Source organism: Streptococcus sp. V869 (assembly GCF_054353515.1).
The window spans coordinates 752,256-776,868 of sequence record NZ_JBTHHW010000001.1; the positions used below are offsets into that span (position 1 = coordinate 752,256).

Genomic DNA, 24,613 nt, shown 5'->3' on the forward strand with positions numbered 1-24,613 from the left:
AATAATATGACAAAACAAATGCCAAATACGAGACTTACTCCAAAAGCAATTCCCCAGAATGTATCTGTCAGATTCATTTTTTCCTCCTAATATTCCACAATTACATCCGTCTCTAACTGACGTTTTAAATGACTAATGATATCAGAGTAGTGTTGATTTTTGTCTCTATTTTCTGAGTCAACTACCAAGTAACCCGTTTGAAATTGAATTGCTTGATTCCCATCTTCTCCATGAAAAATCAACTCTTCTAATTTTTCCTTCAAATCATTGAAATAGATTTCCTTCAAGGAATGTTGATTGCTATCAGACAAAACAAGGAAATTCCCCTCTGAAATATAATAGAGTTTATCATTGTACATCAGTTTTTGCGAAATGACATCTCGAATCCGACTAAGCATACGATTGTATTCTTTAGGTTTAATCTGGAAGAACAAATCTTCGTGTGACCAATGAATTAAGAGAGCCTGTATTCCTTCGTTTTGAGAAGAAAGCATAGATTCATAGTCTGCAGAAGCTTCTTTTTCTTGATCCTGTACTTTGGAAACCATCTTAAAGATATAATAACGAATCTTAATTAAAATTCCGATTAAAACAGGAAAACTAAAGAGAAAAATAAAAATTTGAAGACTAGGAATGTACACAATTCCCAGAACTAAAAAGATAATACCTAGACCAAAGCTTAACAGTATTGTCCAAGTCAACAACAAATCAGATAATACCAAGGCAGCAAACAAAGCTAAGAAGAAAAATAAGATTTGTTCAAGCAAGAGTTGTCTAGCATAAAGCCCACAAAACACTAGGAGAAATAACTCAAATCCAATTAAAGCAATAGACCAGTTCCTAAATTTAATCCAACTTTTCATTACGCTTCATCTCCTTCTCTAAATTCAGGTGCAGCTTCCGTCAATCCAAAGTAATGTTGAATTGCTTTTACAATTCGTTCTGAAGCTCTTCCGTCACCGTAAGGATTCGGAGCCTGAGACATATCTTTGTAGAGTTTTTCATCTGTTAATAGGGCTGACATTGCCTCTTTTACGCGGTTAGGATCTGTTCCAACTAATTTTAAGGTTCCCGCTCGCACTCCTTCTGGACGCTCAGTTGTATCACGAAGCACAAGAACTGGTTTCCCTAGAGAAGGAGCTTCTTCTTGAACACCACCAGAGTCCGTCATGATAAAATAACTTTTAGATGCCAAATTATGGAAATCCAGTACATCCAAAGGTTCAATCAAATGGATTCTCTCATGGCCAGAGAGGATATCCTTAGCAGCCTCTTGCACTGCAGGACTAAGGTGGACAGGATAGACAACTTCCAATTCAGAGTGAACATCTACCATTTCGCGCAAGGCAGTAAAAACATCTCGCATGGGTTGACCTTGGTTTTCACGACGGTGCATTGTTACCAAAACTAATTTTTTTAACGGATCCAACTGATCTAGAACTTCATGATAGTAATCAGATTGAACCGTTAATTTTAATGCATCAATGGCAGTGTTCCCAGTGATAATAATGGAAAATTCCGGATGGTTTTCCTTTAGAAGATTTTCTTTACTCTCACTCGTTGGAGCGAAATAAAGATCTGCTAGATTATCAGTCATTTGACGATTCATCTCTTCTGGAAATGGAGAATATTTATCAAAGGTTCTTAACCCGGCTTCAACATGCCCGATGCGAACTTGATTATAGAAAGCTACCAGACTTGCTACAAAAGTTGTTGTAGTATCACCGTGTACCAAAATCATATCTGGAAGTTCTTTCTTAACAATAGGATCGAACTTCTGGAGAATTTTCCCAGTGATATCTAAAAGCGACTGATTTTTCCCCATAATATCTAAATCATAGTTTGGTTGAATACGAAAGGTTTCAAGAACCTGATCTAACATTTGACGGTGTTGTGCAGTTACAACGGTGATTGTTTCAATACGTTCACTATGCTTTTGCAATTCCAACACTAAAGGGGCCATTTTGATGGCTTCTGGACGTGTTCCAAAAACAACCATCACTTTAAGTTTTTCCATTATGGTTTCCTTTAAACATCATAAAATTTGACACATAATATTGATTCGAATATAGAATATTTCAAGAATCAATTAATTTGATTGTCTTAATTATTTTACCGGCAATTAATTTAAATGTCAAATTTTTTTAGAATCCACTAATGCTTTTAATGGTTTTGTAACACTATGAAACCCTTTTGTAATAAAGGGTTTCAGCAACCTTTCGAAAACTCTTGGACTGTGTATATTAATATAGTAAAATATATTGAATTCCGATGATTTGTTTTCAAAATTACAAACAAAAAAATCCCTTTTTCGAATGAAAAAGGAGTTTACGACTTCTTGCTATTTTAAAGTTAAACTTTATAAAATCTATCTTAAATCAAATCTTTTGACAGATATAAAACAAGATCACCGATATCTTCACAAGTAGCATTCATCGCCACTGGATAGTTCTGATACCAAACTCCCGAACCATCTGGAATATAACCTCGTTTGATGTACAATCTCTGGGCAGGTCCATAACCTGAGTGGAGTCCAACACCAAGCGTCACCTTATCCGATACGAGTTTAACTCGTTTTTCCGCTTCTTCCATCAAGAGATTTCCAATACCTTGATTTTGAAAAGTCTCAAAGACATTGAAATCTGAAAGTTCTGGATAGATTTCTGCAAAAGGACCATGTTTAGCAGAGGGCAAAATGGTAATGTAGCCCGCTACAGCACTATCGACCTCTGCAACTAAGACTTCTCTCTCCCCACTTTCTTGCTCCTTAAAGTATCGAGTTAAATTTTCCTCTCTAACAGGCCAACCCTGATTGATAAAACCTTGGGACAGGTGTTGGATATCCGATTCAATCATTTTTCTAATAATAGCGTTTCCCTTCATAAGATACTCCTTTAGAATTACTACTATCATTATAGCACGTTTTAGAGAAAGAAAAAAAACAGCCAGGTCTTACTCGCTGAGCTCATGAAAAAGAGGTCCACTGGACCTGAAAAAAGACTCGTTGGGATATTAATTCACTTTCTTATTTTCAAGCTCATGAAAAAGAGGTCCACCCGGACATCAACTCGCTCTTACATTTCCAAGCTCATGAAAAAGAGCTCCACCGGACCTCAACTCGCTCTCATATTTCCATGCTCATAAAAAAAAGACCCGTGAGGGTCTTTTCTTTAATCTTCGTTTACGAAAGGCATCAAAGCCATTACGCGAGCGCGTTTGATAGCTGTTGTTACTTTACGTTGGTTTTTAGCTGAAGTTCCAGTTACACGACGAGGAAGGATTTTCCCACGTTCTGAAACGAAACGGCTAAGAAGCTCAGTATCTTTGTAATCAACATATTCAATTTTGTTTGCTGCGATGTAATCAACTTTTTTACGGCGTTTGAATCCGCCACGACGTTGTTGAGCCATGTTTTTTCTCCTTTATAGTATTAATTGTCCATTAGAATGGTAAATCATCGTCTGAAATATCCAATGGATTGGTTGTTCCAAATGGATTTTCATCTCGTGAAAAGTCAGGTACTGATTGGGTAGGTGCTGAATAATTTGAACTTGGTGCTGAATGACCTCCACCAGTTTGACCTTCACGCACGCTACGGCTTTCCAACATTTGGAAATTTTCAGCTACGACTTCAGTCACGTAGACACGTTGTCCTTGCTGGTTATCGTAACTACGAGTCTGGATACGACCTGTAACCCCGATAAGTGAGCCTTTTTTTGCCCAATTAGCAAGGTTTTCAGCCTGTTGGCGCCACATTACGACATTGATAAAATCAGCCTCACGTTCACCATTTTGACTCTTGAATGTACGGTTTACTGCAAGAGTAAAAGTAGCTACTGCTACATTTGATGGGGTATAACGCAACTCAGCGTCACGTACCATACGCCCTACAAGTACAACATTGTTAATCATAATCTACCTTCTTACGCGTCAATTTTGACGATCATGTGACGAAGAATGTCAGCGTTGATTTTTGAAAGACGGTCAAACTCTTTAAGAGCTGCGTCATCGTTTGCTTCAACGTTAACGATGTGGTAAAGTCCTTCACGGAAATCTTGGATTTCGTATGCAAGACGACGTTTTTCCCAATCTTTTGATTCAACAACAGTTGCACCGTTGTCAGTCAAGATAGAGTCAAAACGTGCTACCAAAGCGTTTTTCGCTTCTTCTTCAATGTTTGGACGAATGATATAAAGAATTTCGTATTTAGCCATTGATATGTTCCTCCTTTTGGTCTAATGACCCCAAGTCTTTGCATGGGGTAAGTGAGGTTTGCTCACAATAAACTATTATACTAGAAAAAAATTTTTTTCGCAAGTATAAAACAATAATTGTTTACTTTTTAGAGTTTCTTTGCAGAAGTCTGGGTAATTTCATCAACCAGAATATTCTCTTGTTCGAATTTCTTTTTCAAAGAAGTAAGATCAATTGTTCCCTCAATTTGAACTTCAATGACAATCTTACCATCTTTACGAGGGATATTAACGGTATGAGAAATATTAAGATTTTCTTCAACGATTAGAGAAACAATCTTACCTAGCACCCCAACTTCATTTTCTGTGATAAAACGAACACGGATACCTTCTTCACCATAACCAGCAATTTCTAGAAAGGCTCTGAATACATCTCGGTCTGTAATCACTCCATACAGTTGTCCATTATCCACAACGGGTAAGATACCAATCTTATTTTTGAGCATGAGATAAGTGGCGTCTTCCAAGCTTGCATATCCTGAAACAGTAACAACATCACGAATCATGACATCTTTTACTTTTGTCTTATTAAGCAGATAATTCATCTCGAAGATCGAAAGACTAGTCGCTTTTGAAGGACTAGCTTCAGCGATTGTACCTTCTGTTACCAAGCCTACTAATTTATCATTCTCAATAACAGGAAGACGGTGCAAGCCTTGTTCACGCATTAAATCTGCTGCATGCGCAACAGTTGTATCAGGACTAATATAAACGACCTTACGAGTCATAAAATCTTTAACTGCCATAGGAAATCTCCTTTATGTTTATAGTTTTATTATACACTTTTTACGGAAAGCTATCAAACGCTTTCATCTCTTTTTCAAGATTCAGAAAAATCTGGTGAACTTTACGAAAAAGAGCTCCACCTAAGAGCTCTTAATCATTTACTTATGTGGATTCTATGGTTGCTTTGCAATCTCTATCCGCCGACTAAAAAGGTCCCCCGGAATAATGTGGATTGCTTGCGCAATCCTTATCCGCAACCTAAACTAGTCTCCCAGACTATACGAAGATTACTACGCAATCCTTATCCGCCGACTAAAACAATCCACTGGATTGTTTTAGCCACCTAGATATGCTTTTCTGACTTCGTCTGAAGCTGCGAGTTCTTTACCTGTTCCTGAAAGAACGATTTTACCTGTTTCAAGAACATATCCTCGATCTGCAATGGCAAGTGCTTTATTAGCATTTTGTTCAATCAAAAGAACGGTTGTCCCTTGTTTTTGAATATCTTGGATGATATCAAAAATTTCTTGAATGAAAATTGGTGCCAGCCCCATTGATGGCTCATCCAAAAGAAGGAGTTTAGGAGTCGACATAAGTGCACGTCCCATAGCAAGCATCTGTTGCTCACCTCCAGATAGGGTTGCTGCATCCTGGTTTTTACGTTCTTCCAAACGTGGAAAACGTGAAAAGACTTTCTTCAAATTTGCTTGGTTCTCTTCACGGTTCTTCTTAAGAAAGGCTCCCATCTCCAAGTTTTCCATAACTGTCAAACCAGGGAAGACATGACGTCCTTCTGGCACTTGAGAAAGTCCTGATGCCACAATCTTTTGAGCAGGCATCTTTTGGATTTCTTGGCCCAAAAATTCAATTCGACCAGAACTTGGGCGAACAAGTCCTGATAGAGTACGAAGAATAGTTGTTTTACCTGCACCGTTAGCACCGATTAGAGAAACAACTTCTCCTTCATTAACTTCAAAGCTCACATCACGTACAGCTTGAATCATACCATAGTGTACTGAGAGGTTTTCAACTTTTAACATAGACATTAGGCTTCACCTCCAAGATAAGCTTCGATAACACGTTTATTACTCTTGATTTCATCTGGTGTACCATGAGCAATCAAACGACCATACTCAAGAACGTAGATACGTTCAGTAACTTCCATGACCAAGTTCATATCATGTTCAATCAGCATAATGGTAATGTTGAATTCATCCTTTATCCGACGAATCAACTCAGTCAATTCTGCCGTTTCTTGTGGGTTCATACCAGCTGCAGGCTCATCCAAGAAAAGGATTTTAGGCTCTGTAGCAAGAGCACGAACAATCTCCAAACGACGTTGTTGACCATAAGCTAGGTTTTTTGCTAAAGTTTCAGCATCTCCATCCAAATCAAAGATTTTTAGTAATTCTAAGGCTTTAGCTTTCAATTCTTTTTCATTCTTGTAAAAAGCTGGTAAGCGTAAGAAACTAGCAAATACATGTTGTTTATGATGATTGCTAAATGCAATGAGAACATTGTCTAAAACAGTTAAGTCTTTAAAAAGACGAATATTTTGGAAGGTACGCCCTAAACCAAGGGATGCGATTTTATAAGGTTGCTTTCCATTTAGTAGGTGCCCATCCAAAGTAACAGTTCCTTCACTCGGTTCATAAACTCCTGTCAGCAAGTTGAAAAGAGTTGTTTTCCCCGCTCCATTCGGTCCAATCAAGCCAACAAGTTCACCTTCATTCAATTCGAGAGTTACATCTCCAACAGCCGTCAAACCACCAAAATGTTTGGTTAAGTTTTTTACTTCAAGTAATGCCATTAGTTTTGTCCCTCCTTCTTACCTTTTTTAAAGAGACGTGATAGGCTCAATTCCCATGTACCAAGGAGTCCACCTGGTCTGAAAATCATAACAAGTACCAAAGCCAAAGCATAGATAATCATACGAACGCTAGCAACGTCTTGGAGTAACATGTTCAAAATTCCAAGAACAATGGCTGCGACAATTGATCCTGTGATTGATCCCAAACCACCAAATACAACGATGATTAAAACGTTGATAGAGTTGATAAAACTATAATCTTTTGGTACAACTGAACCGACAAATCCTGCTTGGAGTGATCCTGCAATACTTGCAGTCATAGCTCCAAATACGAAAGCAATAATTTTGATTTTTGTTGTATTGACCCCTACTGACTCAGCCGCAATTTCATCTTCACGAACAGACAAGGTTAAACGACCGATTGGACTACGTAAAAAGTTCAGTGTTAAAATAGTTGTAATCACGGCAAAGATATATACCATTTGCCAGTTAGTGAAGTTTGGAATTCCTAAAATACCTGCAGCTCCATTAGTTAGGCTACCACCATTGACAATCAAGATACGAATAATCTCAGCAACCCCAAGTGTAGCAACTGCAAGATAATCCCCCTTCAAACGAAGGGTAGGAATTCCTACGATGAGGGCAACCAAACCAGCAATGATGGCGCCGAGCAACATAGCTCCAAAGAAGGCACCATAAGTTGGAGATTTTGATCCAATAATAGCTGCTGCATAGGCACCGATAGCCATAAATCCAGCATGTCCAAGTGAAAATTGGCCAGAGAAACCAACGATTAGGTTAAGTCCTACTGCAAGAATAATATTAATACCGATTTGTTCCAGAATTTGAATATGGAAAAGGTTTAAAATACCAAGTGAAACTAAGAGGCTAATCATACCATATCCAAGCAACAAAAGGAATATCCAGAGAATATTAGCTTTTACATTTACTTTCATTGTTTACACCTTCTCTTTCACATTCTTACCAAGAATACCAGCTGGACGAACAATCAAGATTAAGAGCAAGATTCCATACACGATGGCATCACGGAAATCTGACAATCCAAAAGCAATTGCAAAAGTTTCCAATAGACCAATTACAAAACCTCCAAGAGCTGCACCAGGGATGATACCGATACCACCAAGAACGGCAGCAACGAAAGATTTAATACCTGGAGTCATTCCCATCAATGGTTCGAGAGAGTTGTAATAAAGGGCAATCAAGACACCTGCTGCTCCAGCCAAAGCTGAACCCAAAGCAAAGGTAAAGCTGATTGTACGGTTCACGTTAATCCCCATCAACTGAGCAGCATCGCTATCTACAGAAACGGCACGCATAGCTTTCCCCATCTTGGTTTTTTGTACGATAAGTTGCAAAAGAATCATTAAGACAATTGAGACAGTCAAAATCAACAATTGGATATTTGTAAGACTAATTGGTCCCAAGTCGTATCGTACAGTTTGGATTGCTTGAGGGAAGGCACGTGTATTGGCACCCACCAGATAGACCATTCCGTATTCCAATAAGAAGGATACCCCGATAGCTGTAATCAGTACAGAGATACGAGTTGAATGACGCAGTGGGCGATAAGCTAGAAACTCAATGATAACACCGAGAATAGCTGAACCAATCATCGATAAAATTAAGGCTAAAAAGAAATTTAATTGTAGGGAATTAATCAAGAAATAGCCCATAAAAGCCCCCATCATATAAATATCGCCGTGGGCGAAGTTGATGAGCTTGATAATTCCATAAACCATGGTATATCCAAGGGCTAATAATGCATAAACACTACCCAGGATTAAACCATTAACAAGTTGTTGGAGCATATAGTTCACTCTTTCTAATAATAATTTTTAGGATATAAATTGCTTCTAAAATACCGAAACAGGGAGTGAGTAAAAAGCTCATTCCCCATTCTCGTTATCTTTAATTTATGGTTGTACGACTTCTGCCGCTTCAACTTTACCATTATTCATAGTCATCATGAATGCAGTTTTAACAGTGTTGTGATCTGCATCGAAGCTTGTTTTTCCTGTTACTCCCTCAAAGTCTTTAGTTTTAGCAAGATTATCTTTAAGTTCTACAGATGTTTTAGCACCTTTTGCTGCATTTGCTACAAGGTAAACTGAGTCATATGCAAGAGCTGCAAAAGTTGAAGGCTCTTCATTGTATTTAGCACGGTAAGCTTCTAGGAAGGCTTTTGCCTTATCAGAAACATCAACTGTTGATGAGAAACCAGAGATGAAGTAAATGTTTGATGCACGTTCTACTGTTGCTTGTTGAACAAACTCTTCACCATTAAATCCATCACCACCGATGATTGGTTTGTCAATACCCATACCACGAGCTTGGTTTACAATTTTACCTGCTTCAGTGTAGTAACCTGGTAATACGATTGCATCAAATTCTTTATCTTTGATTTTTGTAAGAGCTGCTTGGAAGTCAGTATCTCCTGATACAAATGTTTCATCAGCTACGATTTCACCTTTAAATGATTCACGGAAAGCTTTTGCAACACCTTTAGCATAGTCACTTGAGTTATCAGTATACAAAACAACTTTCTTAGCACTCAATTTATTAGCTACATAGTTTGAGATGATTTTACCTTGGTAGCTATCTTGGAATGTTCCAATAAATAGGAAGTCTTGTCCTTTGGTCAAACCATCTTGAGTAGCACTTGGCGAGATTAATGGCACAGCAGCTTGAGTAGCGTTTGCCACTGCAGCAGCAGTTGCTCCAGAAGTCGCAGGTCCTACAATAGCTGCTACTTTTGATTGAGTAACAAGGTTTGTAGAAACAGAAGCTGCTTCAGCAGTTTCAGATTTATTATCTTTGTCTACTACTTCGATTTGTTTTCCATCAACACCACCAGCAGCATTGATTTCATCAACTGCAAGTTGAGCACCTTTTTGTTCAGAAGTACCGTAAGCAGCGACAGCACCAGTTTCCTCAAAGTTGAAACCAATCTTGATAACTTTTTCGTCTACTGGGTTACCAGTTGCATTAGAAGCTCCAGATTTCACTTCCCCACAGGCTGCCAATACAGCGACACTTGCAAGTGCAACAAGCGATAATGCGAATTTTTTCTTCATAAATTGTCTCCTTCTTAAATTCATTTTTAATGACATGTTAAGAATATACCGAATTATCAGAAAATTGTCAACAAGTTTATCTCTTTTTTTAAATGATAACGTTTTCGGTATTTTTATAGAGGTTACCAACGAAAGGAGTTTCTAATTCTTGGATGTGACATCGTCTCACTTTCTTGATAAATTTTTCTTTATCTAAACGACCTACCAGGTCTTCTACTTCTTCTGTTGGAACATAAAGTTGTAGATAACGGTGTTTTTTTGAGTGATAACAAATATCGCCATAATTTGCGAGTTTTTTTGCATCACGATTATAGTATAGGTAGATAATCAGACCAGACCGATTTTCTTTTTGAAACATAATTCATCTTCCTTCTAGTAATCTTCCTCTTATTATACCAAAAAAAGCAAACTCAGTCGAGTTTGCTTTAGTAGATTAATTCAAAGAATTATTGGCCATAATTTCATCAATGAAACCATATTCAAGTGTTTCTTGAGCACTCATCCAGTAATCACGTTCAGCATCTGCATGTATTTGCTCAACTGATTTACCAGAGTTATCTGCAAGAATTTGCTCTAAAGTCTTACGAGTTTTAAGCAAATGTTCAGCAGCGATGGCCATATCTGTTTGCTGAGTACCACCACCTGTACCACCCATTGGTTGGTGAATCATGTACTCTGCATTTGGAAGCATGAAACGTTTGCCTTTTGCTCCACTTGAGGCAATAATTGTTCCCATTGAAGCTGCCATCCCCATAACGATAGTTTGGACATCTGCCTTGATAAAGTTCATGGTATCAACGATTGCCAAACCAGCTGATACAGACCCACCTGGTGTATTTACATAAAGGTAAATATCTTTTGTACTATCTTGGGCATCCAAGAAGAGCAATTGGGCGATGACTGAGTTTGCCATATTGTCTTCGACTGGTCCAGTCAACATGATGATACGATCTTTTAAAAGACGTGAGTAAATGTCATATGAACGTTCTCCACGACTTGTTTGTTCAATAACTACAGGAATCATTCTTTTCTCCTTCTGATTGCAATATTTCTTAGTCAAACGACTCGATATAGGATTATTATATCTTTTTGGTCAAAAAAGGTCAAATTTTTGCTCCATTCTTATAAACAGACACAAAAATTCAACCTCCTTTCGAAACTAAAACCAATGAACAGTTTTAGTCTATGCTTAGAATCTTATTTTGTACCGAACAAGCGATCTCCTGCGTCTCCAAGACCTGGAACAATATAACCATGTTCGTTCAAACGTTCATCCAAAGCTGCAGTAAAGATTTCTACATCTGGGTGAGCTTCTTGAAGAGCTTTTACACCTTCTGGAGCAGATACCAGGCAGACAAATTTGATGTTTGAAGCCCCACGTTTTTTAAGGGAATCAACAGCCAAGATTGCAGAACCACCTGTTGCAAGCATAGGGTCAACCACAAAGATTTGACGTTGGTCGATATCTTCAGGTAATTTTACCAAGTATTCTACTGGTTGAAGGGTTTCTTCATCACGATACATACCGATGTGCCCAACTTTTGCTGCTGGAACCAAGCTCAACAATCCATCAACCATTCCAATACCTGCACGTAAGATTGGAACAATCGCTAATTTTTTACCAGCCAATTGTTTTTGAACTGTTTTTGTGATAGGTGTTTCGATTTCAACGTCTTCAAGTGGAAGATCACGAAGTACTTCATATCCCATCAACATTGCAATCTCGTTAACTAACTCACGAAAAGCTTTTGTAGAAGTGTCAGTGCGACGCAAGATTGACAATTTGTGTTGAATCAGTGGATGATTAATAACTTCAAGTTTTCCCATTTTCAGAATTCCTTCTTTCAATTTATTCTTCTTATTATATCAAAAAATGGCTTAAAAAGCTTTCTAAACCATTTATTTTTTATAATTTCTAGATTAGGTGAGCCTCTTGGAGAGCTGCTTGTACTGTTTCAAGTGGTAGGTGAGTTAATTCTGTTCCCTTTTCTTGATAAAGATGTTGGGCATAGTCATCCATACGGTATTGATTGATATAAACAACACGTTCACATCCTACCTGAAGCAGTTGCTTGGTACAGTTGAGGCATGGAAAATGAGTAACGTAAGCTGTAAAGCCTTTAGGAACGCCACGTTCTGCCCCTTGTAAAATAGCATTTACCTCTGCATGAAGAGTGCGGACACAGTGGCCCTCTATCACCAGGCAGTCGTGGTCAATACAATGTTCTGTTCCTGATACAGAGCCATTATAGCCTGTTGAAACAACCTTGTTATCCTTAACTAAAACGGCTCCTACCTTGGCACGTTTACAGGTTGAACGATTGGCAATCAATAGAGCTTGAGCAGCGAAATACTCATCCCAAGCCAGTCTTTTTTCTGTCATAGTTTTTCTCCTCTTAACTTATTTTTTGAAAAATGGCAAGCGTAAATCTGCAATTTTCTCAGCAGGAACCTTCATTCCGTCCTTGATCCATTTTAGCAAAACGGATACGATAGCAGAACTCCAAAAAGAATGCAGATAACTGCTAACACCCTTTGATTTTCCATAGTATTTTTCTAGAAACTCTTGCATAGCTTGCACAAAGATTTTTTCCAAGTGATAGTCCAGGGCAAGCTGAATAACCTTGGCTTCTTTCTTGGCTTCTCGGAAAAGATGAACCCAAACTAGATAGAGATCCGTCTTGACATCGTAATGACTTAGTTGCTCCATGATGTTATGGACGCTACGTTTAAAGACACTTTCTAAAATCTCTTCTTTGGAATCATAGTTACGATAAAAGGCTGCACGAGAAACGCCAGCACGTTTGACTAGCTCAGAAATGCTAATCTTAGCTAACTCCTTTTTCTCCAAGAGTTGCAAAAGAGCTGTTTCAATCGCTTCTCTGGTTAGCAAATTAGATTCTTGATTGGACTTTCTAAGATTTTCAAGCGATTTTTCAGATATTTTACGTTCAGACATAACAATTTCTTTCTACTTGTGACAACAGAGAGGTACTACTTTTGTTTCAAGGGCTTTCATGATATAATTGTAAAAAAAGACAGAACCTTTGTCAATGTATAAGTGATAAAGATGGAGAAATTCTATGACTTGGAAGATTATTGCTGACTCTGGTTGTGATTATCGTCAACTGGCAAATCCTGCTTTTGATACTGAATTTGTCAGTGTCCCATTAACGATTCAAGTAGCGGACCAGGTCTTTGTCGATGATGCCAATCTGGATATTGATCAGATGATGGAAACTATGTATGCGACTTCTGAAGCTTCTAAATCAGCTTGCCCTAGTCCTGATGATTATTTACGAGCATTTGAAGGTGCCAAACATATTTTTGTAGTAACCATCACCGGAACTCTCTCTGGTAGCCACAATAGCGCTCAATTAGCTAAGAATATCTATCTCGAAGAACACCCTGATACTCAGATTCACGTTATTGATAGTTTGTCTGCTGGTGGGGAAGTTGACCTAATTGTTGAGAAAATCAATGACTTGATCAACCAAGGACTTTCTTTTGAAGAAGTGGTTGAAGTTATTACTACTTACCAAGAAAAAACGAAGTTGTTGTTCGTTCTTGCTAAGGTTGATAACCTGGTTAAAAACGGTCGCTTGAGTAAGCTTATTGGTACAGTTGTTGGGCTCCTCAATATCCGTATGGTTGGGGAAGCAAGTGAAACTGGAACCTTAGAATTGCTTCAAAAGGCTCGTGGTGCTAAAAAATCCCTCCAAGCTGCCTATGAAGAGTTGATTAAAGCTGGCTATGCCGGTGGCCGTATCGTCATGGCTCACCGCAGTAATGAAAAATTCTGCCAGCAGCTCTCAGAGCTCTTGCGTGAAAAATTCCCAGCAGCGAATATTAAAATTCTCCCAACTTCTGGACTCTGCAGTTTTTATGCAGAAGAAGGTGGACTTCTCATGGGATATGAAATTGGTTAATCAATCAAACAAGGGATGACTTATCATCTCTTGTTTTTTTATGGTACAATACTTTTATGAAACATTTTGATACGATTGTCATCGGAGGTGGTCCTGCTGGAATGATGGCTACTATTTCCAGTAGCTTTTACGGGCAGAAAACACTTCTCATCGAAAAAAATAGAAAACTTGGAAAAAAATTAGCTGGAACTGGTGGTGGTCGTTGCAACGTCACTAACAACGGAACCCTGGATGACCTATTAGCCGGCATTCCTGGAAATGGGCGCTTTCTTTACAGCGTCTTCTCCCAGTTTGATAACCATGATATTATCAACTTTTTTACGGAAAATGGCGTCAAACTAAAGGTAGAGGATCACGGGCGTGTCTTTCCTGCTAGCGACAAATCTCGGACTATTATCGAAGCTTTAGAAAAGAAAATCTCTGAATTGGGCGGACAAGTCATGACTCAAATAGAGATTGTTTCTGTTAAAAAGGTAGACGACCAGTTTGTCCTCAAGTCAGCAGACCAGACTTTCACTTGTGATAAACTCATTGTCACAACAGGTGGCAAGTCCTATCCTTCCACTGGTTCGACTGGTTTTGGCCATGAGATTGCTCGTCACTTTAAACATACCATTACCGAACTTGAAGCGGCCGAGAGTCCTTTGCTGACAGATTTTCCACACAAGGCTTTGCAGGGAATCTCACTAGACGATGTGACTCTAAGCTATGGCAAGCATGTCATTACTCATGACCTACTTTTTACTCACTTTGGTTTATCAGGTCCCGCTGCTCTTCGTATGTCTAGTTTTGTCAAGGGTGGAGAGGTTCTCTCATTGGATGTCTTGCCACAACTTTCTGAAGGCGACTTAGTAAATTTTCTAGAAGAAAACCGTGAAAAATCCTTGAAAAATGCCTTGAAATCTTTATTGCCAGAACGCTTGGCTGATTTCTTCTCGCAAGGATACCCAGAAAAAGTTAAACAACTAACTGAAAAAGAGCGAGAGCAACTTCTCCAATCTATCAAGTCCCTCAAGATTCCTGTGACTGGAAAGATGTCCCTTGCCAAGTCATTTGTAACTAAAGGTGGCGTTAGTCTCAAAGAAATCAATCCCAAAACTCTGGAAAGTAAACTGGTACCTGGTCTTCACTTTGCAGGGGAGGTGCTGGATATCAATGCCCATACGGGTGGCTTTAACATTACTTCTGCCCTCTGTACCGGATGGGTGGCAGGAAGTCTACATTTTGATTAAGAAATACGAAGGAGAAGCCTATGAACAGAAGAGAATCAGTCGAATTTGTTAACATGTGTATGATTCAAAACGGAGACAAGGTTCTAGTTCAAAACCGAGTTAATCCTGACTGGCCTGGCATTACTTTTCCTGGTGGTCATGTTGAACGTGGCGAGTCCTTTGTCGATGCTGTCATTCGTGAAGTGAAAGAAGAAACTGGTCTGACCATTTCCAAACCCCAACTCTGTGGTATCAAAGATTGGTATGATGATGCTGATTTTCGCTATGTCGTACTTTTTTACAAGACAGAACACTTTACTGGTGAACTCCAGTCTTCAGACGAAGGAAAAGTCTGGTGGGAGGATTTTGAAAATTTATCTCATCTTAAACTAGCTACTGAGGATATGTCTGATATGCTTCGTGTTTTTCTTGAAGAAGATCTAAGTGAGTTCTTTTACTACAAAGAAGGTAACGATTGGCTTTATGACCTAAAATAACAAAACGGTAGAGATTACTCTACCGTTTTTTGTCTCTTTGAAATTCTATCATCATCGATACCTGATACATTTATTTAAAAACTATAGAAGATTGCAAAGGTAAAACTGTAAAAATATGAAAATCGCTTTCTTGACAGGTTTCAGAAAACATGATAGGATAATCAAGTCTATCAATCAAATAAAAAGCTCATTCAGAGCAATTGAGAGAAGGCTATTTGACAATTCAAGTAGCCTTTTCTTATTTTAGAAAATAGATTGGAGTTTTAACTATGTCTGAAAAATCGCAATGGGGCTCGAAACTGGGCTTCATTCTTGCGTCTGCTGGCTCTGCTATTGGTCTTGGAGCTGTTTGGAAGTTCCCATACATGACTGCTGCCAATGGTGGTGGAGGATTTTTACTAGTCTTTCTCATCTCGACACTTTTGATTGGATTTCCTCTCTTACTGGCTGAATTTGCCCTTGGTCGAAGCGCTGGAGTATCAGCAATCAAAACCTTTGGTAAGCTTGGAAACAATCATAAATACAATTTTATTGGTTGGATTGGCGCCTTTGCCCTTTTCATCCTTCTTTCATTTTATAGTGTTATTGGGGGTTGGATTCTGGTATACCTTGGTATCGAAATTGGAAGATTATTCCACCTAATCGGAATTGGAGATTATGCCCAGCAGTTCTCTTCCATCATTTCTAATCCATTTATTGCCCTAGGAGCCCAAGCAGCCTTTATCTTCTTGAATATTTTCATCGTTTCACACGGCGTTCAAAAAGGAATTGAAAGAGCTTCAAAGATCATGATGCCTCTGCTCTTTATTATCTTTGTTGTTATTATCGGGCGTTCTCTCAGCTTGCCAAATGCAATGAATGGTGTCGTTTACTTCCTCAAACCGGACTTTTCAAAACTGACAAGTGCTGGACTCCTCTATGCACTGGGCCAATCTTTCTTTGCTCTATCCCTTGGAGTTACAGCCATGCTGACCTACGCTTCTTACCTGGACAAGAAGACCAATCTGGTCCAATCAGGAATTTCCATCGTAGCCTTGAACATTTCTGTATCGATCATGGCAGGACTTGCGATTTTCCCTGCTATGTCAGCCTTTAATATCCAGTCTGAAGGTGGACCTAGTCTCCTCTTTATCGTTTTACCACAACTCTTTGACAATATGCCGTTTGGTACTATTTTCTATATTCTCTTTCTCTTGCTTTTCCTCTTTGCGACGATAACCTCTTCAGTCGTCATGCTTGAGATCAACGTTGGTAACATCACCAATCAGGACAATCGTAAACGTGCTAAGTGGAGTATGATTTTAGGTGGATTGACTTTTGTCTTTGGTATCCCTTCGGCTCTATCCTATGGTGTTATGGCTGATGTCCATATCTTTGGAAAGACCTTCTTTGATGCCATGGATTTCTTGGTTTCCAACCTCCTCATGCCTTTTGGTGCCCTCTGTTTATCACTTTTTACAGGCTATATCTTCAAAAAAGCATTGGCTATGAAAGAACTTCACCTAGATGAAACACCATGGAAACGAGGACTTTTCAAAGTTTGGCTCTTCCTTCTTCGTTATATTATACCAATCATCATCATCGTGGTTTTTATTGCCCAATTTATGTAATCATTAAAAAAGACTTGAGAATCAATCTCAAGTCTTTTCTTTTTATGGATGGCTTACAATCAATTCTAAATCTGATCCTTCCAAAGTCCAAGCTTCAACATCACTTGGCAAGATAAAATGGCTACCTTTTTGGATAGGATATTCCTTACCGTCTACAGTCAATTTCCCTTGACCAGCTAAGACACTCAACAAGCTGTAGTCAGCTGTTTTTTCAAAGTCAACTTTTCCTGTGATTTCCCACTTGTAAACTGCAAAGAAATCATTAGATACAAGAAGAGTTGAACGCAAATCATCTGCTTTAACAGTCACAGGACGGCTATTAGCAGGCTCACCAATGTTCAAAACATCGATGGATTTTTCAAGATGAAGCTCGCGCAAGTTGCCATTATCGTCCTTACGGTCAAAATCATAGACACGGTAGGTTGTATCACTAGACTGTTGCGTCTCAAGGATCAAGATACCTGCTCCGATAGCATGCATGGTTCCACTTGGTACATAGAAGAAATCTCCAGCTTTTACAGGAACTTTTGTTAACAAGGCATCCCAGTTTTTATCTTCGATTTGCTGACGAAGTTCTTCTTTTGACTTGGCATTGTGACCATAAATAATCTCTGAACCTTTATCTGCAGCTATAATATACCAGCACTCTGTCTTTCCAAGTTCGCCTTCATGCTCTAGTCCATAAGCATCGTCTGGGTGGACTTGAACACTGAGCCAGTCATTGGCATCAAGGATTTTAGTCAAGAGTGGAAATACAGGTTCTGGACGGTTACCAAACAATTCACGGTGTTCCGCATACAATGTAGCTAGGTCTGTTCCCTCAAAACGACCATTGGCTATCTTAGAAACACCATTTGGGTGAGCTGAAATTGCCCAATATTCTCCGATTTTTTCGCTTGGAATGTCGTAGCCAAACTCATCACGAAGTTTGGTACCTCCCCAGATTTTTTCTTGCATTACGGAATTTAAAAATAACGGTTCTGACATGTTACATCTCCTGTCTAATTTTTCACCCTCATTATAGCAAAAAAAGAGTCCTAATTGAACTCTTTTTCTTATCTTATAAAGTAGGGAGAAGATTTTATAAAAATAGTAACGATATAGACTTCTTATTATATCGAAAGACTTAATTGACAAGATTTGGAAGAATGAACACTATAAAGAATGCCAAGGCAATCATCATAAAAACAAGGAGATAGACAGCACATTTAGTCAACCATGCATAACGACCTGGTTTTAAAGGTCTTTCTACATAGGAATGTTTTGGTTTTTTAGGATCATAATAAACAGTTACCTTTCCCCCAATTGGAAATCGTTCCATTAAAGGTGATTTTGTTAAAGAGATAAAACTGTTCCTATAAATTTTGTATCTTAACACCTGAGGAATTTCCCCATCTTCAAAATTATCCATTTTGACATCAGATACAATCGAACCTAAGGGAGTACTGATTGTATTTGAAATCGCAGATAGAAATTTTGGTCCGACGACCTTATATTGGTTCCCGTCGACAGTGTACTCAACCACAGGGAGGCTTATCCCGTTATAAAGAGCATAAGAGTATCTAATAATAACTCCTTCCGTTCTTTCGGTGCATCTCTTGGCATTTCTGTAATTACTCAAGATAAAAAAGTCGAACATGAAATAGGTGAAGGCAGCAAAGCCTAAACTCATTAAGCCAAATAATAGAAAGAAAGTTGTTGGCATCTTTTTCTCCTTAAAATATCCTAATGAATCTATTTTAACAGAAAAGATATAAAACAAAAAGATCGGATTGCTCCGATCTTTTAATAGTTCATATGCGCATATTCTTTTTTAAGAATCATTATGGTTAACTTCAAATGACTAAGCATCCTATTTCATACGATAAAAATCAATGACTAGACCAGCAGGGCCACTTACTAGCAGGGATTCGGTCCCCCAATCAGTTACAACTGGCCCATGTAAAATCTCAATCCCTAATTCTTTCACACGCTTTTGATTCTGTTCCAAATCTTCAACTTCAATGTGTAGAATGATTCCTGACTGAAAATTTTCCAAAGGTATCAAATGATTTTGTGATAACATGAGGCAGTGACTGCCAATCGTGAACTGAGCAAAACCATCATCAACATAGTCTGCCTTCTTATCCAAAATACGCTCCAAGCTAGCACAGACTTGGGGAACATCTGAAACAATAATATCTAGTTGATTTAAATTCATTTACTATCCTCCATAAAAAGACCGGATTACTCCGATCTTTTTAAGTTTCTCTCTATAAAATCAAAGAATATAATCTACAATATTTACATTTGATTTTCCATGAGAGGAATTATTTGATTGCGCGTGATTGCAACCCTTCTTCTTCCAAGAAGAGGCGGAATGGTACGAGCTCTTCAGCTTCGTATTTTTCCTTGAAGGCTTTGATTGCTTCTTCTGAGTGAAGTTTTGGATCCAATTCAAGTACTTCTACTGGAAGTGGACGGTGTTGCGTGATGCGAGCATCGATGACAACTGTCTTACCTTCTTTGTTCAATTTAACAGCTTCTGCAACGACTGCGTCGATGTCTTCGATACGGTTTACTGTAAATCCTACAGCACCTTGAGCTTCAGCGATTTTCGCGTAGTCAGCATTTGTGAAGTCTACACCAAACAAGTGTTTGTTTGTGTCTTCGTATTTGTTCTTGATGAAGGCATATTCATCATTTGAGAAGACAACGTTGATTACTGGAAGGTTGTATTGAACGTTAGTGATCACGTCTGGGTAGCACATGTTGAATGCACCATCACCCATGATGTTCCATACTTGGCGATCTGGATTGTCTTTCTTAGCGGCGATACCACCAGGAAGGGCAATACCCATTGTCGCAAAGAGTGGAGATGTACGCCACATGTTCTTAGGTGTCATGTGAAGGTGACGAGTTGATGTTTGAGTAGAGTTACCTACGTCGATTGAGTAGATTGCATCTTCATCAGCATATTTGTTGATAGCGTTGTAAACTTGGTACAATTGCAATGGACCTTCAGTTTTACCTTCAAGCTTGTTCATGTAATCGCGCCAGTTTTGGTTATTCTTAACGTTTGCACGCCACCATGGAGTAGATTCAACTGGGTTTACTTTATCAAGGATAGCTTTAGCTGCTTGACCTGCGTCACCAAGGATTGAAGCGTCAAGGGCATGACGTTTACCAAGTTTGTAAGGGTCAATATCCACTTGGATGAATTTTTCAGTGTTTTTGAATGCTTCATAAACTTCAGCAAATGGGAAGTTTGAACCTAGGAAGAGAACAGTGTCTGCTTCAAAGACTACTTCGTTGGCTGGTTTCCAACCAACACGGTAAGCAGAACCTGTCAAACCTTCGTAGTTCCATTCGAACGCTTCGAAGTTTTTACCAGTTGTGATGATTGGGGCTTTGATTTTACGTGACAATTCAGTGATCACATCACCAGCACCAACACCACCGAAACCAGCGTAGATAACTGGGCGTTCAGCATTGTTCAAAATTTCAACAGCTTTGTCAATTTCAGTTTCGTTCAAAGCAGGAGCGATGAATGAACGATCGTATGAACCTGATCCATAGTATGAGTTTTCATCGATTTCTTGGAAACCGAAGTTTACTGGAATTTCAACAACAGCTGGACCTTTTTTAGAAACGGCAGCACGACAAGCTTCGTCGATTACTTTTGGCAATTGCTCTGCGTAAGCTACACGTTTGTTGTAAACAGCGATACCGTTGTACATTGGGTTTTGGTTCAATTCTTGGAAGGCATCCATGTTCAATTCGTTAACTGGACGTGATCCAAGGATAGCAAGGAATGGAGTGTTATCCATAGCTGCATCGTAAACACCATTGATCAAGTGAGTTGCACCAGGTCCACCTGAACCAACTGCAACACCGATAGATCCACCAAATTTAGCTTGCATAACCGCTGCAAGAGCACCTGTTTCTTCGTGACGAACTTGCAAGAAACGGATATCTTTGTCTTCAGCCAAAGCGTCCATAAGTGAGCTGAGTGTTCCTGATGGGATACCGTAGATAGTGTCTACGCCCCATGTTTTCAATACGTTGAGCATTGCTGCTGATGCAGTAATTTTCCCTTGAGTCATAATGATAACTCTCCTTCAAAATAATTTCATATATTTACAAAAAACGCTTTTATATAGTAATTGAAAACGATTCTGTAAATTTACAATCCTAATTTATCACATTTGATTTTAGATTTCTAAGTATATGCTCAGAATACTCCATTCTCTATTACAGTACAGTTTGAAAGCGTTTTGAAAATCTGTTTTAGAATAGCAAAAAAGCGGTTAAGACCGCCTTTTTAATCGACTTTAGTAAAATTAAGCATGAGAGAGCTGATTAGAACAGAGACTGAACTAAAGGCCATGGCCAATCCTGCAAGTTCTGGATTGAGTACTAAACCAAGTCCTGAAAAAACTCCTGCCGCAACTGGAATACCGATGAGATTGTAGATAAAGGCCCAGAAAAGATTGAGTAGAATACGATTAAAGGTCTTCTTACTCATATCAAAAGCACGTGCCAATCCTAGTAAATTGTTGCTTGTAAGGACAAGATCTGCTGATTCGATAGCAATATCTGTTCCAGAGCCCATGGCAATTCCAACATCCGCTACACTGAGGGCTGGCGCATCATTGATTCCATCTCCAACAAAGGCAAGTTTCCCATTCTTTTGAAGCTTGTGAATCTCATGCGCTTTTTCCTCTGGCAAGACATTTGCGATCACTTCTTCGATCCCAATTTGCTCTGCAATAGCATGGGCTACTCCAGCATTATCTCCAGTAAGCATGACTGTTCTGAGGCCACGTTTTTTCAATTTAGCAATGGCTTCTCGAGCATTTTCCTTAGGGACGTCTTGCAGTGCAAGTAAGCCTTTTAGCTGACCATCTACGGATAAGAAGACAACTGTTTTCGCTTCTTTCTCAAGCAAATCAAATCGTTCTTGATAGTCACTCGGAATAGCAAGGTCAGCTAAGAGTTTGGCATTTCCAAGCAAGACTTGTTTCCCATTAATAGTCCCAGTCACACCTTTCCCATGCAAGGCTTGGAAGTTTTCCACGGGATAAAGACTGATTCCTAATTCAGACGCACGATTGACAACAGCCTGAGCTAGCGGGTGTTGAGAGGCATCTTCTAGTGAAGCAGCCAAACTTAACACTTCTCTTTCATCTCCGATAACATCTGTCACTACTGGTTTTCCTTCTGTCAAGGTTCCAGTCTTATCAAAAACAACCGTTTTAACTTTTTGGATTTCCTGTAGAACTGTACCATTTTTGAGAAGAACCCCCATCTTAGCACTTCGCCCTGTTCCTACCATAAGTGCTGTCGGTGTCGCAAGCCCAAGAGCACAAGGGCAGGCAATAATCAAAACAGCAACTCCGTAGAGAAGAGAAGTCACAAAGCTTTCTCCAAGCAAAACAAACCAGATCCAAAAAGTAAGAAGTCCTAAAATGACAACTGCTGGTACAAAAATCCCTGAAATCTTGTCTGTCAAATCTTGAATCGGAGCACGACTGGTTTGAGCTTTCTTCACAAAGTCCACAATCTGAGCCAACATAGTCTCAGAACCAACTTTTTCAGCTCTAAAAATGATCGTACCACTATTATTGATGGTTGAACCAATGACAGTATCACCGGCAGACTTGTCTACTGGAATACTTTCCCCAGTCACCATTGATTCATCAATACTAGTTTCTCCTTCTACTACAGTTCCATCAACGGCAATTTTTTCACCTGGTCGAACGCGAATGAGATCACCAACTTTGACTTGTTCCAGAGGGATTTGAACATAAACATCATCACGCAAGACTTCTGCTGTTTTTGCTTGTAAGTCTAATAATTTTTCAACTGCCTGCGAAGCGTTTTTGCGCATGCGTTCTTCAAATACTGCACCTAAAAGAACGAAGAAGAGGATAAAACCTGCACTTTCAAAATATACTGGTAAGCCTGCAAAGAGAGCAAATAAACTATAGACATAAGCTACCAAAGTTCCTAGAGCAACCAAGGTATCCATGTTAGCATTATGTTTCTTAAAGCTAGCCCAAGCACTTCTGATATAAGGAACTCCAGCTACCAGCATAATAGGTGTCGTAGCTAAGAAGGTTCCCCAGTGCATGACTGGGTGACTGATACTGCCAGTCATCATGCCAATCATGAGGAGGACTAATGGTAGAGTAAAAATGCTAGTAATCCAAAAACGTTGCAAAAGACTGAGAGATTTTTTAGTTTTTTCAACAACGGTGTAGGTTCCCTTTTGCATCTTCATACCACATGAAAATTCATGCTCACCTAAGTCTTGAGGAGTAAAGCGAATGACTTTTTCTTCGTCTTGAGCGATTGGTTCTAGAATTCCTTCTTCTTCGAAGAGAATTTCTTTATAACAGTTTGACGGTGTCACACGGTGAAAGGTAATTTCAGCAGGAATTCCTTTTTGTAGTTGAATATGGGCCGGATGATAGCCTTTTTCTGCTGTGATTCGGATTTTTTGAACATCATTTTCAATACTTGCCTTTACAATTTCGGTCATATTGTTCTCCTATTCTACAATCATCTTACCGTGCATCATATTCATTCCACAAGAGAAACCATATTCTCCCGCTTCTTCAGGAGTGATTTCAACCACATATTGGTCTCCCATAGGTAGGTCTGCATGCACACCAAAATCTGGAAATACGATTTGGTCTAAGCAAGGTGACGGATCTTTTCGATCAAAAATAATGCGAGCTGGTTGCGATTTTTTGAGGATAATGGTTCCTGGAGTATAGCCCCCCATGACTTCCACTCGAATTTCTTGATAGCCATTCTTTTGTTGGGCTCTCTTTCCGTCTTCTTGAGGTTTTTGGAAAAACCAAAAGAGGATAAAAGCAATCATTCCTAGAACAATAATAGATACAAATAGATTTAACATAGCGTCTCCTTTACATACAATTACATTTTACTTCTGTTACAGCACTGGCTTTTTTCTTTGAAATCACTTCTTCCAAGCCTTCCAAATCAGCTAGGGTAAAGTCACATTCTTCAATCAAGTCAGCTAGTAAGAGCTTTATTCTTCGAGAACAAAGCTTGTCTTTGATATCTTGGACAAGTAACTTCCTACTATCTTCCTGTGTCAACAGGGCTGAATAGATAAAGGACTTGCCCTGCTTTTCTCTAGTCAAACATTCTTTCTCAACCAAACGGGCCAAGAGTGTCTGAATCGTGGACTTAGACCAGCTAAACCTTTTCTCTAATACTTTGATAAGATCGCTACTAGTCTGCTCTCCCTGCATCCAAATAATCTTCATGACCTGCCATTCTGCGTCCGAAATCTGCATTCTTATCTCCTCCAAAATCTACATTTGTCAATTACAAATATCAGTATACTCTCAAAATCTACATTTGTCAACTAAATTTCCTAAAAATTTTTAAAATAGTTTAAAATGTATTAAAATTTTTTCTTATATACTCGTTAAGTTTACTTTTTAAGTTCTCTTTCATGTTTAC

The 24,613-nt window shown here is 38.9% G+C and carries 27 protein-coding genes and 1 pseudogene; 4 read left to right on the forward strand and 24 right to left on the reverse strand.

Annotated elements, in window-relative coordinates:
- Positions 1 to 86 precede the first annotated feature (86 nt).
- From ACXYSN_RS03695 to ACXYSN_RS03775, 17 genes are all read right to left on the reverse strand, one after another.
- On the reverse strand, positions 87 to 863 hold the full coding sequence (locus tag ACXYSN_RS03695; protein ID WP_458636197.1) for a hypothetical protein: 777 nt from the start codon (positions 861 to 863) through the stop codon (positions 87 to 89).
- Positions 863 to 2,017 (reverse strand): non-hydrolyzing UDP-N-acetylglucosamine 2-epimerase, encoded by a 1,155-nt coding sequence (wecB, locus tag ACXYSN_RS03700; protein ID WP_458636198.1) that lies wholly within the window; start codon positions 2,015 to 2,017, stop codon positions 863 to 865. Before wecB ends, ACXYSN_RS03695 begins: the two co-directional genes overlap by 1 nt.
- Before the next feature lie 356 nt (positions 2,018 to 2,373).
- Positions 2,374 to 2,883 (reverse strand): GNAT family N-acetyltransferase, encoded by a 510-nt coding sequence (locus tag ACXYSN_RS03705; RefSeq protein WP_458636199.1) that lies wholly within the window; start codon positions 2,881 to 2,883, stop codon positions 2,374 to 2,376.
- A 287-nt stretch (positions 2,884 to 3,170) separates the two neighbouring features.
- Positions 3,171 to 3,410 carry a 30S ribosomal protein S18 gene (gene rpsR, locus ACXYSN_RS03710; protein ID WP_000068664.1) on the reverse strand — a complete coding sequence of 80 codons (240 nt, stop codon included), beginning with the start codon at positions 3,408 to 3,410 and terminating at the stop codon, positions 3,171 to 3,173.
- Between the two features lie 31 nt (positions 3,411 to 3,441).
- Complete coding sequence (gene ssbA, locus ACXYSN_RS03715; protein WP_178895252.1) at positions 3,442 to 3,912, reverse strand: single-stranded DNA-binding protein SsbA; 471 nt, start codon at positions 3,910 to 3,912, stop codon at positions 3,442 to 3,444.
- A gap of 11 nt (positions 3,913 to 3,923) precedes the next feature.
- The gene (rpsF, locus tag ACXYSN_RS03720; RefSeq protein WP_458636200.1) at positions 3,924 to 4,214 is read right to left on the reverse strand and encodes a 30S ribosomal protein S6; all 291 of its coding nucleotides are present in this window, start codon (positions 4,212 to 4,214) and stop codon (positions 3,924 to 3,926) included.
- A 128-nt stretch (positions 4,215 to 4,342) separates the two neighbouring features.
- Entirely contained in the window at positions 4,343 to 4,999 is a 657-nt protein-coding gene (locus tag ACXYSN_RS03725) for a CBS domain-containing protein (RefSeq protein WP_458636201.1), read from the reverse strand.
- 315 nt (positions 5,000 to 5,314) lie between these two features.
- The gene (locus tag ACXYSN_RS03730; RefSeq protein WP_000062228.1) at positions 5,315 to 6,025 is read right to left on the reverse strand and encodes an ABC transporter ATP-binding protein; all 711 of its coding nucleotides are present in this window, start codon (positions 6,023 to 6,025) and stop codon (positions 5,315 to 5,317) included.
- Positions 6,025 to 6,789 (reverse strand): ABC transporter ATP-binding protein, encoded by a 765-nt coding sequence (locus ACXYSN_RS03735; protein WP_049503117.1) that lies wholly within the window; start codon positions 6,787 to 6,789, stop codon positions 6,025 to 6,027. The genes ACXYSN_RS03730 and ACXYSN_RS03735 overlap by 1 nt, the downstream gene beginning before the upstream one ends.
- The gene (locus tag ACXYSN_RS03740) at positions 6,789 to 7,745 is read right to left on the reverse strand and encodes a branched-chain amino acid ABC transporter permease (protein ID WP_458636202.1); all 957 of its coding nucleotides are present in this window, start codon (positions 7,743 to 7,745) and stop codon (positions 6,789 to 6,791) included. The genes ACXYSN_RS03735 and ACXYSN_RS03740 overlap by 1 nt, the downstream gene beginning before the upstream one ends.
- Before the next feature lie 3 nt (positions 7,746 to 7,748).
- A complete protein-coding gene (locus ACXYSN_RS03745; protein ID WP_006150094.1) occupies positions 7,749 to 8,618 on the reverse strand; it encodes a branched-chain amino acid ABC transporter permease in 870 nt (289 codons plus the stop codon).
- Positions 8,619 to 8,723: 105 nt separating this feature from the next.
- The gene (locus ACXYSN_RS03750) at positions 8,724 to 9,884 is read right to left on the reverse strand and encodes an ABC transporter substrate-binding protein (RefSeq protein WP_458636203.1); all 1,161 of its coding nucleotides are present in this window, start codon (positions 9,882 to 9,884) and stop codon (positions 8,724 to 8,726) included.
- Positions 9,885 to 9,972: 88 nt separating this feature from the next.
- On the reverse strand, positions 9,973 to 10,242 hold the full coding sequence (locus ACXYSN_RS03755) for a YlbG family protein (protein ID WP_006150148.1): 270 nt from the start codon (positions 10,240 to 10,242) through the stop codon (positions 9,973 to 9,975).
- A 75-nt stretch (positions 10,243 to 10,317) separates the two neighbouring features.
- Positions 10,318 to 10,944, reverse strand: coding sequence for an ATP-dependent Clp protease proteolytic subunit ClpP (gene clpP, locus ACXYSN_RS03760; protein WP_255260882.1), 627 nt, complete (start codon positions 10,942 to 10,944; stop codon positions 10,318 to 10,320).
- A gap of 137 nt (positions 10,945 to 11,081) precedes the next feature.
- On the reverse strand, positions 11,082 to 11,711 hold the full coding sequence (upp, locus tag ACXYSN_RS03765) for a uracil phosphoribosyltransferase (protein WP_006150334.1): 630 nt from the start codon (positions 11,709 to 11,711) through the stop codon (positions 11,082 to 11,084).
- 88 nt (positions 11,712 to 11,799) lie between these two features.
- Entirely contained in the window at positions 11,800 to 12,267 is a 468-nt protein-coding gene (locus tag ACXYSN_RS03770; RefSeq protein WP_006150202.1) for a deoxycytidylate deaminase, read from the reverse strand.
- An 18-nt stretch (positions 12,268 to 12,285) separates the two neighbouring features.
- The gene (locus ACXYSN_RS03775) at positions 12,286 to 12,843 is read right to left on the reverse strand and encodes a TetR/AcrR family transcriptional regulator (protein WP_004252362.1); all 558 of its coding nucleotides are present in this window, start codon (positions 12,841 to 12,843) and stop codon (positions 12,286 to 12,288) included.
- A gap of 124 nt (positions 12,844 to 12,967) precedes the next feature.
- Between ACXYSN_RS03775 and ACXYSN_RS03780 the strand changes: the two genes are divergently transcribed.
- The 4 genes and pseudogenes from ACXYSN_RS03780 (at position 12,968) to ACXYSN_RS03795 (ending at position 17,131) form a co-directional block, all read left to right on the forward strand.
- Complete coding sequence (locus ACXYSN_RS03780) at positions 12,968 to 13,813, forward strand: DegV family protein (protein WP_458625184.1); 846 nt, start codon at positions 12,968 to 12,970, stop codon at positions 13,811 to 13,813.
- Positions 13,814 to 13,869: 56 nt separating this feature from the next.
- Positions 13,870 to 15,045 carry a BaiN/RdsA family NAD(P)/FAD-dependent oxidoreductase gene (locus ACXYSN_RS03785; RefSeq protein ID WP_458636204.1) on the forward strand — a complete coding sequence of 392 codons (1,176 nt, stop codon included), beginning with the start codon at positions 13,870 to 13,872 and terminating at the stop codon, positions 15,043 to 15,045.
- A gap of 20 nt (positions 15,046 to 15,065) precedes the next feature.
- Positions 15,066 to 15,521, forward strand: a complete 456-nt coding sequence (locus ACXYSN_RS03790) for an NUDIX domain-containing protein (protein ID WP_458636205.1) — start codon at positions 15,066 to 15,068, stop codon at positions 15,519 to 15,521.
- Positions 15,522 to 15,742: 221 nt separating this feature from the next.
- Positions 15,743 to 17,131: pseudogene (locus tag ACXYSN_RS03795) on the forward strand (sodium-dependent transporter).
- 42 nt (positions 17,132 to 17,173) lie between these two features.
- Here the strand turns inward: ACXYSN_RS03795 and manA are convergent.
- From manA to ACXYSN_RS03830, 7 genes are all read right to left on the reverse strand, one after another.
- The gene (gene manA / locus ACXYSN_RS03800) at positions 17,174 to 18,118 is read right to left on the reverse strand and encodes a mannose-6-phosphate isomerase, class I (protein ID WP_458636206.1); all 945 of its coding nucleotides are present in this window, start codon (positions 18,116 to 18,118) and stop codon (positions 17,174 to 17,176) included.
- A 139-nt stretch (positions 18,119 to 18,257) separates the two neighbouring features.
- Positions 18,258 to 18,836: a DUF3592 domain-containing protein gene (locus ACXYSN_RS03805; protein ID WP_458636207.1), complete on the reverse strand. Its 579-nt coding sequence runs from the start codon at positions 18,834 to 18,836 to the stop codon at positions 18,258 to 18,260.
- 147 nt (positions 18,837 to 18,983) lie between these two features.
- On the reverse strand, positions 18,984 to 19,331 hold the full coding sequence (locus ACXYSN_RS03810; protein ID WP_458636208.1) for a VOC family protein: 348 nt from the start codon (positions 19,329 to 19,331) through the stop codon (positions 18,984 to 18,986).
- 109 nt (positions 19,332 to 19,440) lie between these two features.
- Positions 19,441 to 21,216 carry a pyruvate oxidase gene (spxB, locus tag ACXYSN_RS03815; protein ID WP_458636209.1) on the reverse strand — a complete coding sequence of 592 codons (1,776 nt, stop codon included), beginning with the start codon at positions 21,214 to 21,216 and terminating at the stop codon, positions 19,441 to 19,443.
- 218 nt (positions 21,217 to 21,434) lie between these two features.
- The gene (locus tag ACXYSN_RS03820; protein ID WP_458636210.1) at positions 21,435 to 23,657 is read right to left on the reverse strand and encodes a heavy metal translocating P-type ATPase; all 2,223 of its coding nucleotides are present in this window, start codon (positions 23,655 to 23,657) and stop codon (positions 21,435 to 21,437) included.
- Between the two features lie 9 nt (positions 23,658 to 23,666).
- On the reverse strand, positions 23,667 to 24,038 hold the full coding sequence (locus tag ACXYSN_RS03825; protein WP_414289714.1) for a cupredoxin domain-containing protein: 372 nt from the start codon (positions 24,036 to 24,038) through the stop codon (positions 23,667 to 23,669).
- Positions 24,039 to 24,048: 10 nt separating this feature from the next.
- A complete protein-coding gene (locus ACXYSN_RS03830; protein ID WP_458636211.1) occupies positions 24,049 to 24,444 on the reverse strand; it encodes a CopY/TcrY family copper transport repressor in 396 nt (131 codons plus the stop codon).
- Positions 24,445 to 24,613 lie beyond the last annotated feature (169 nt).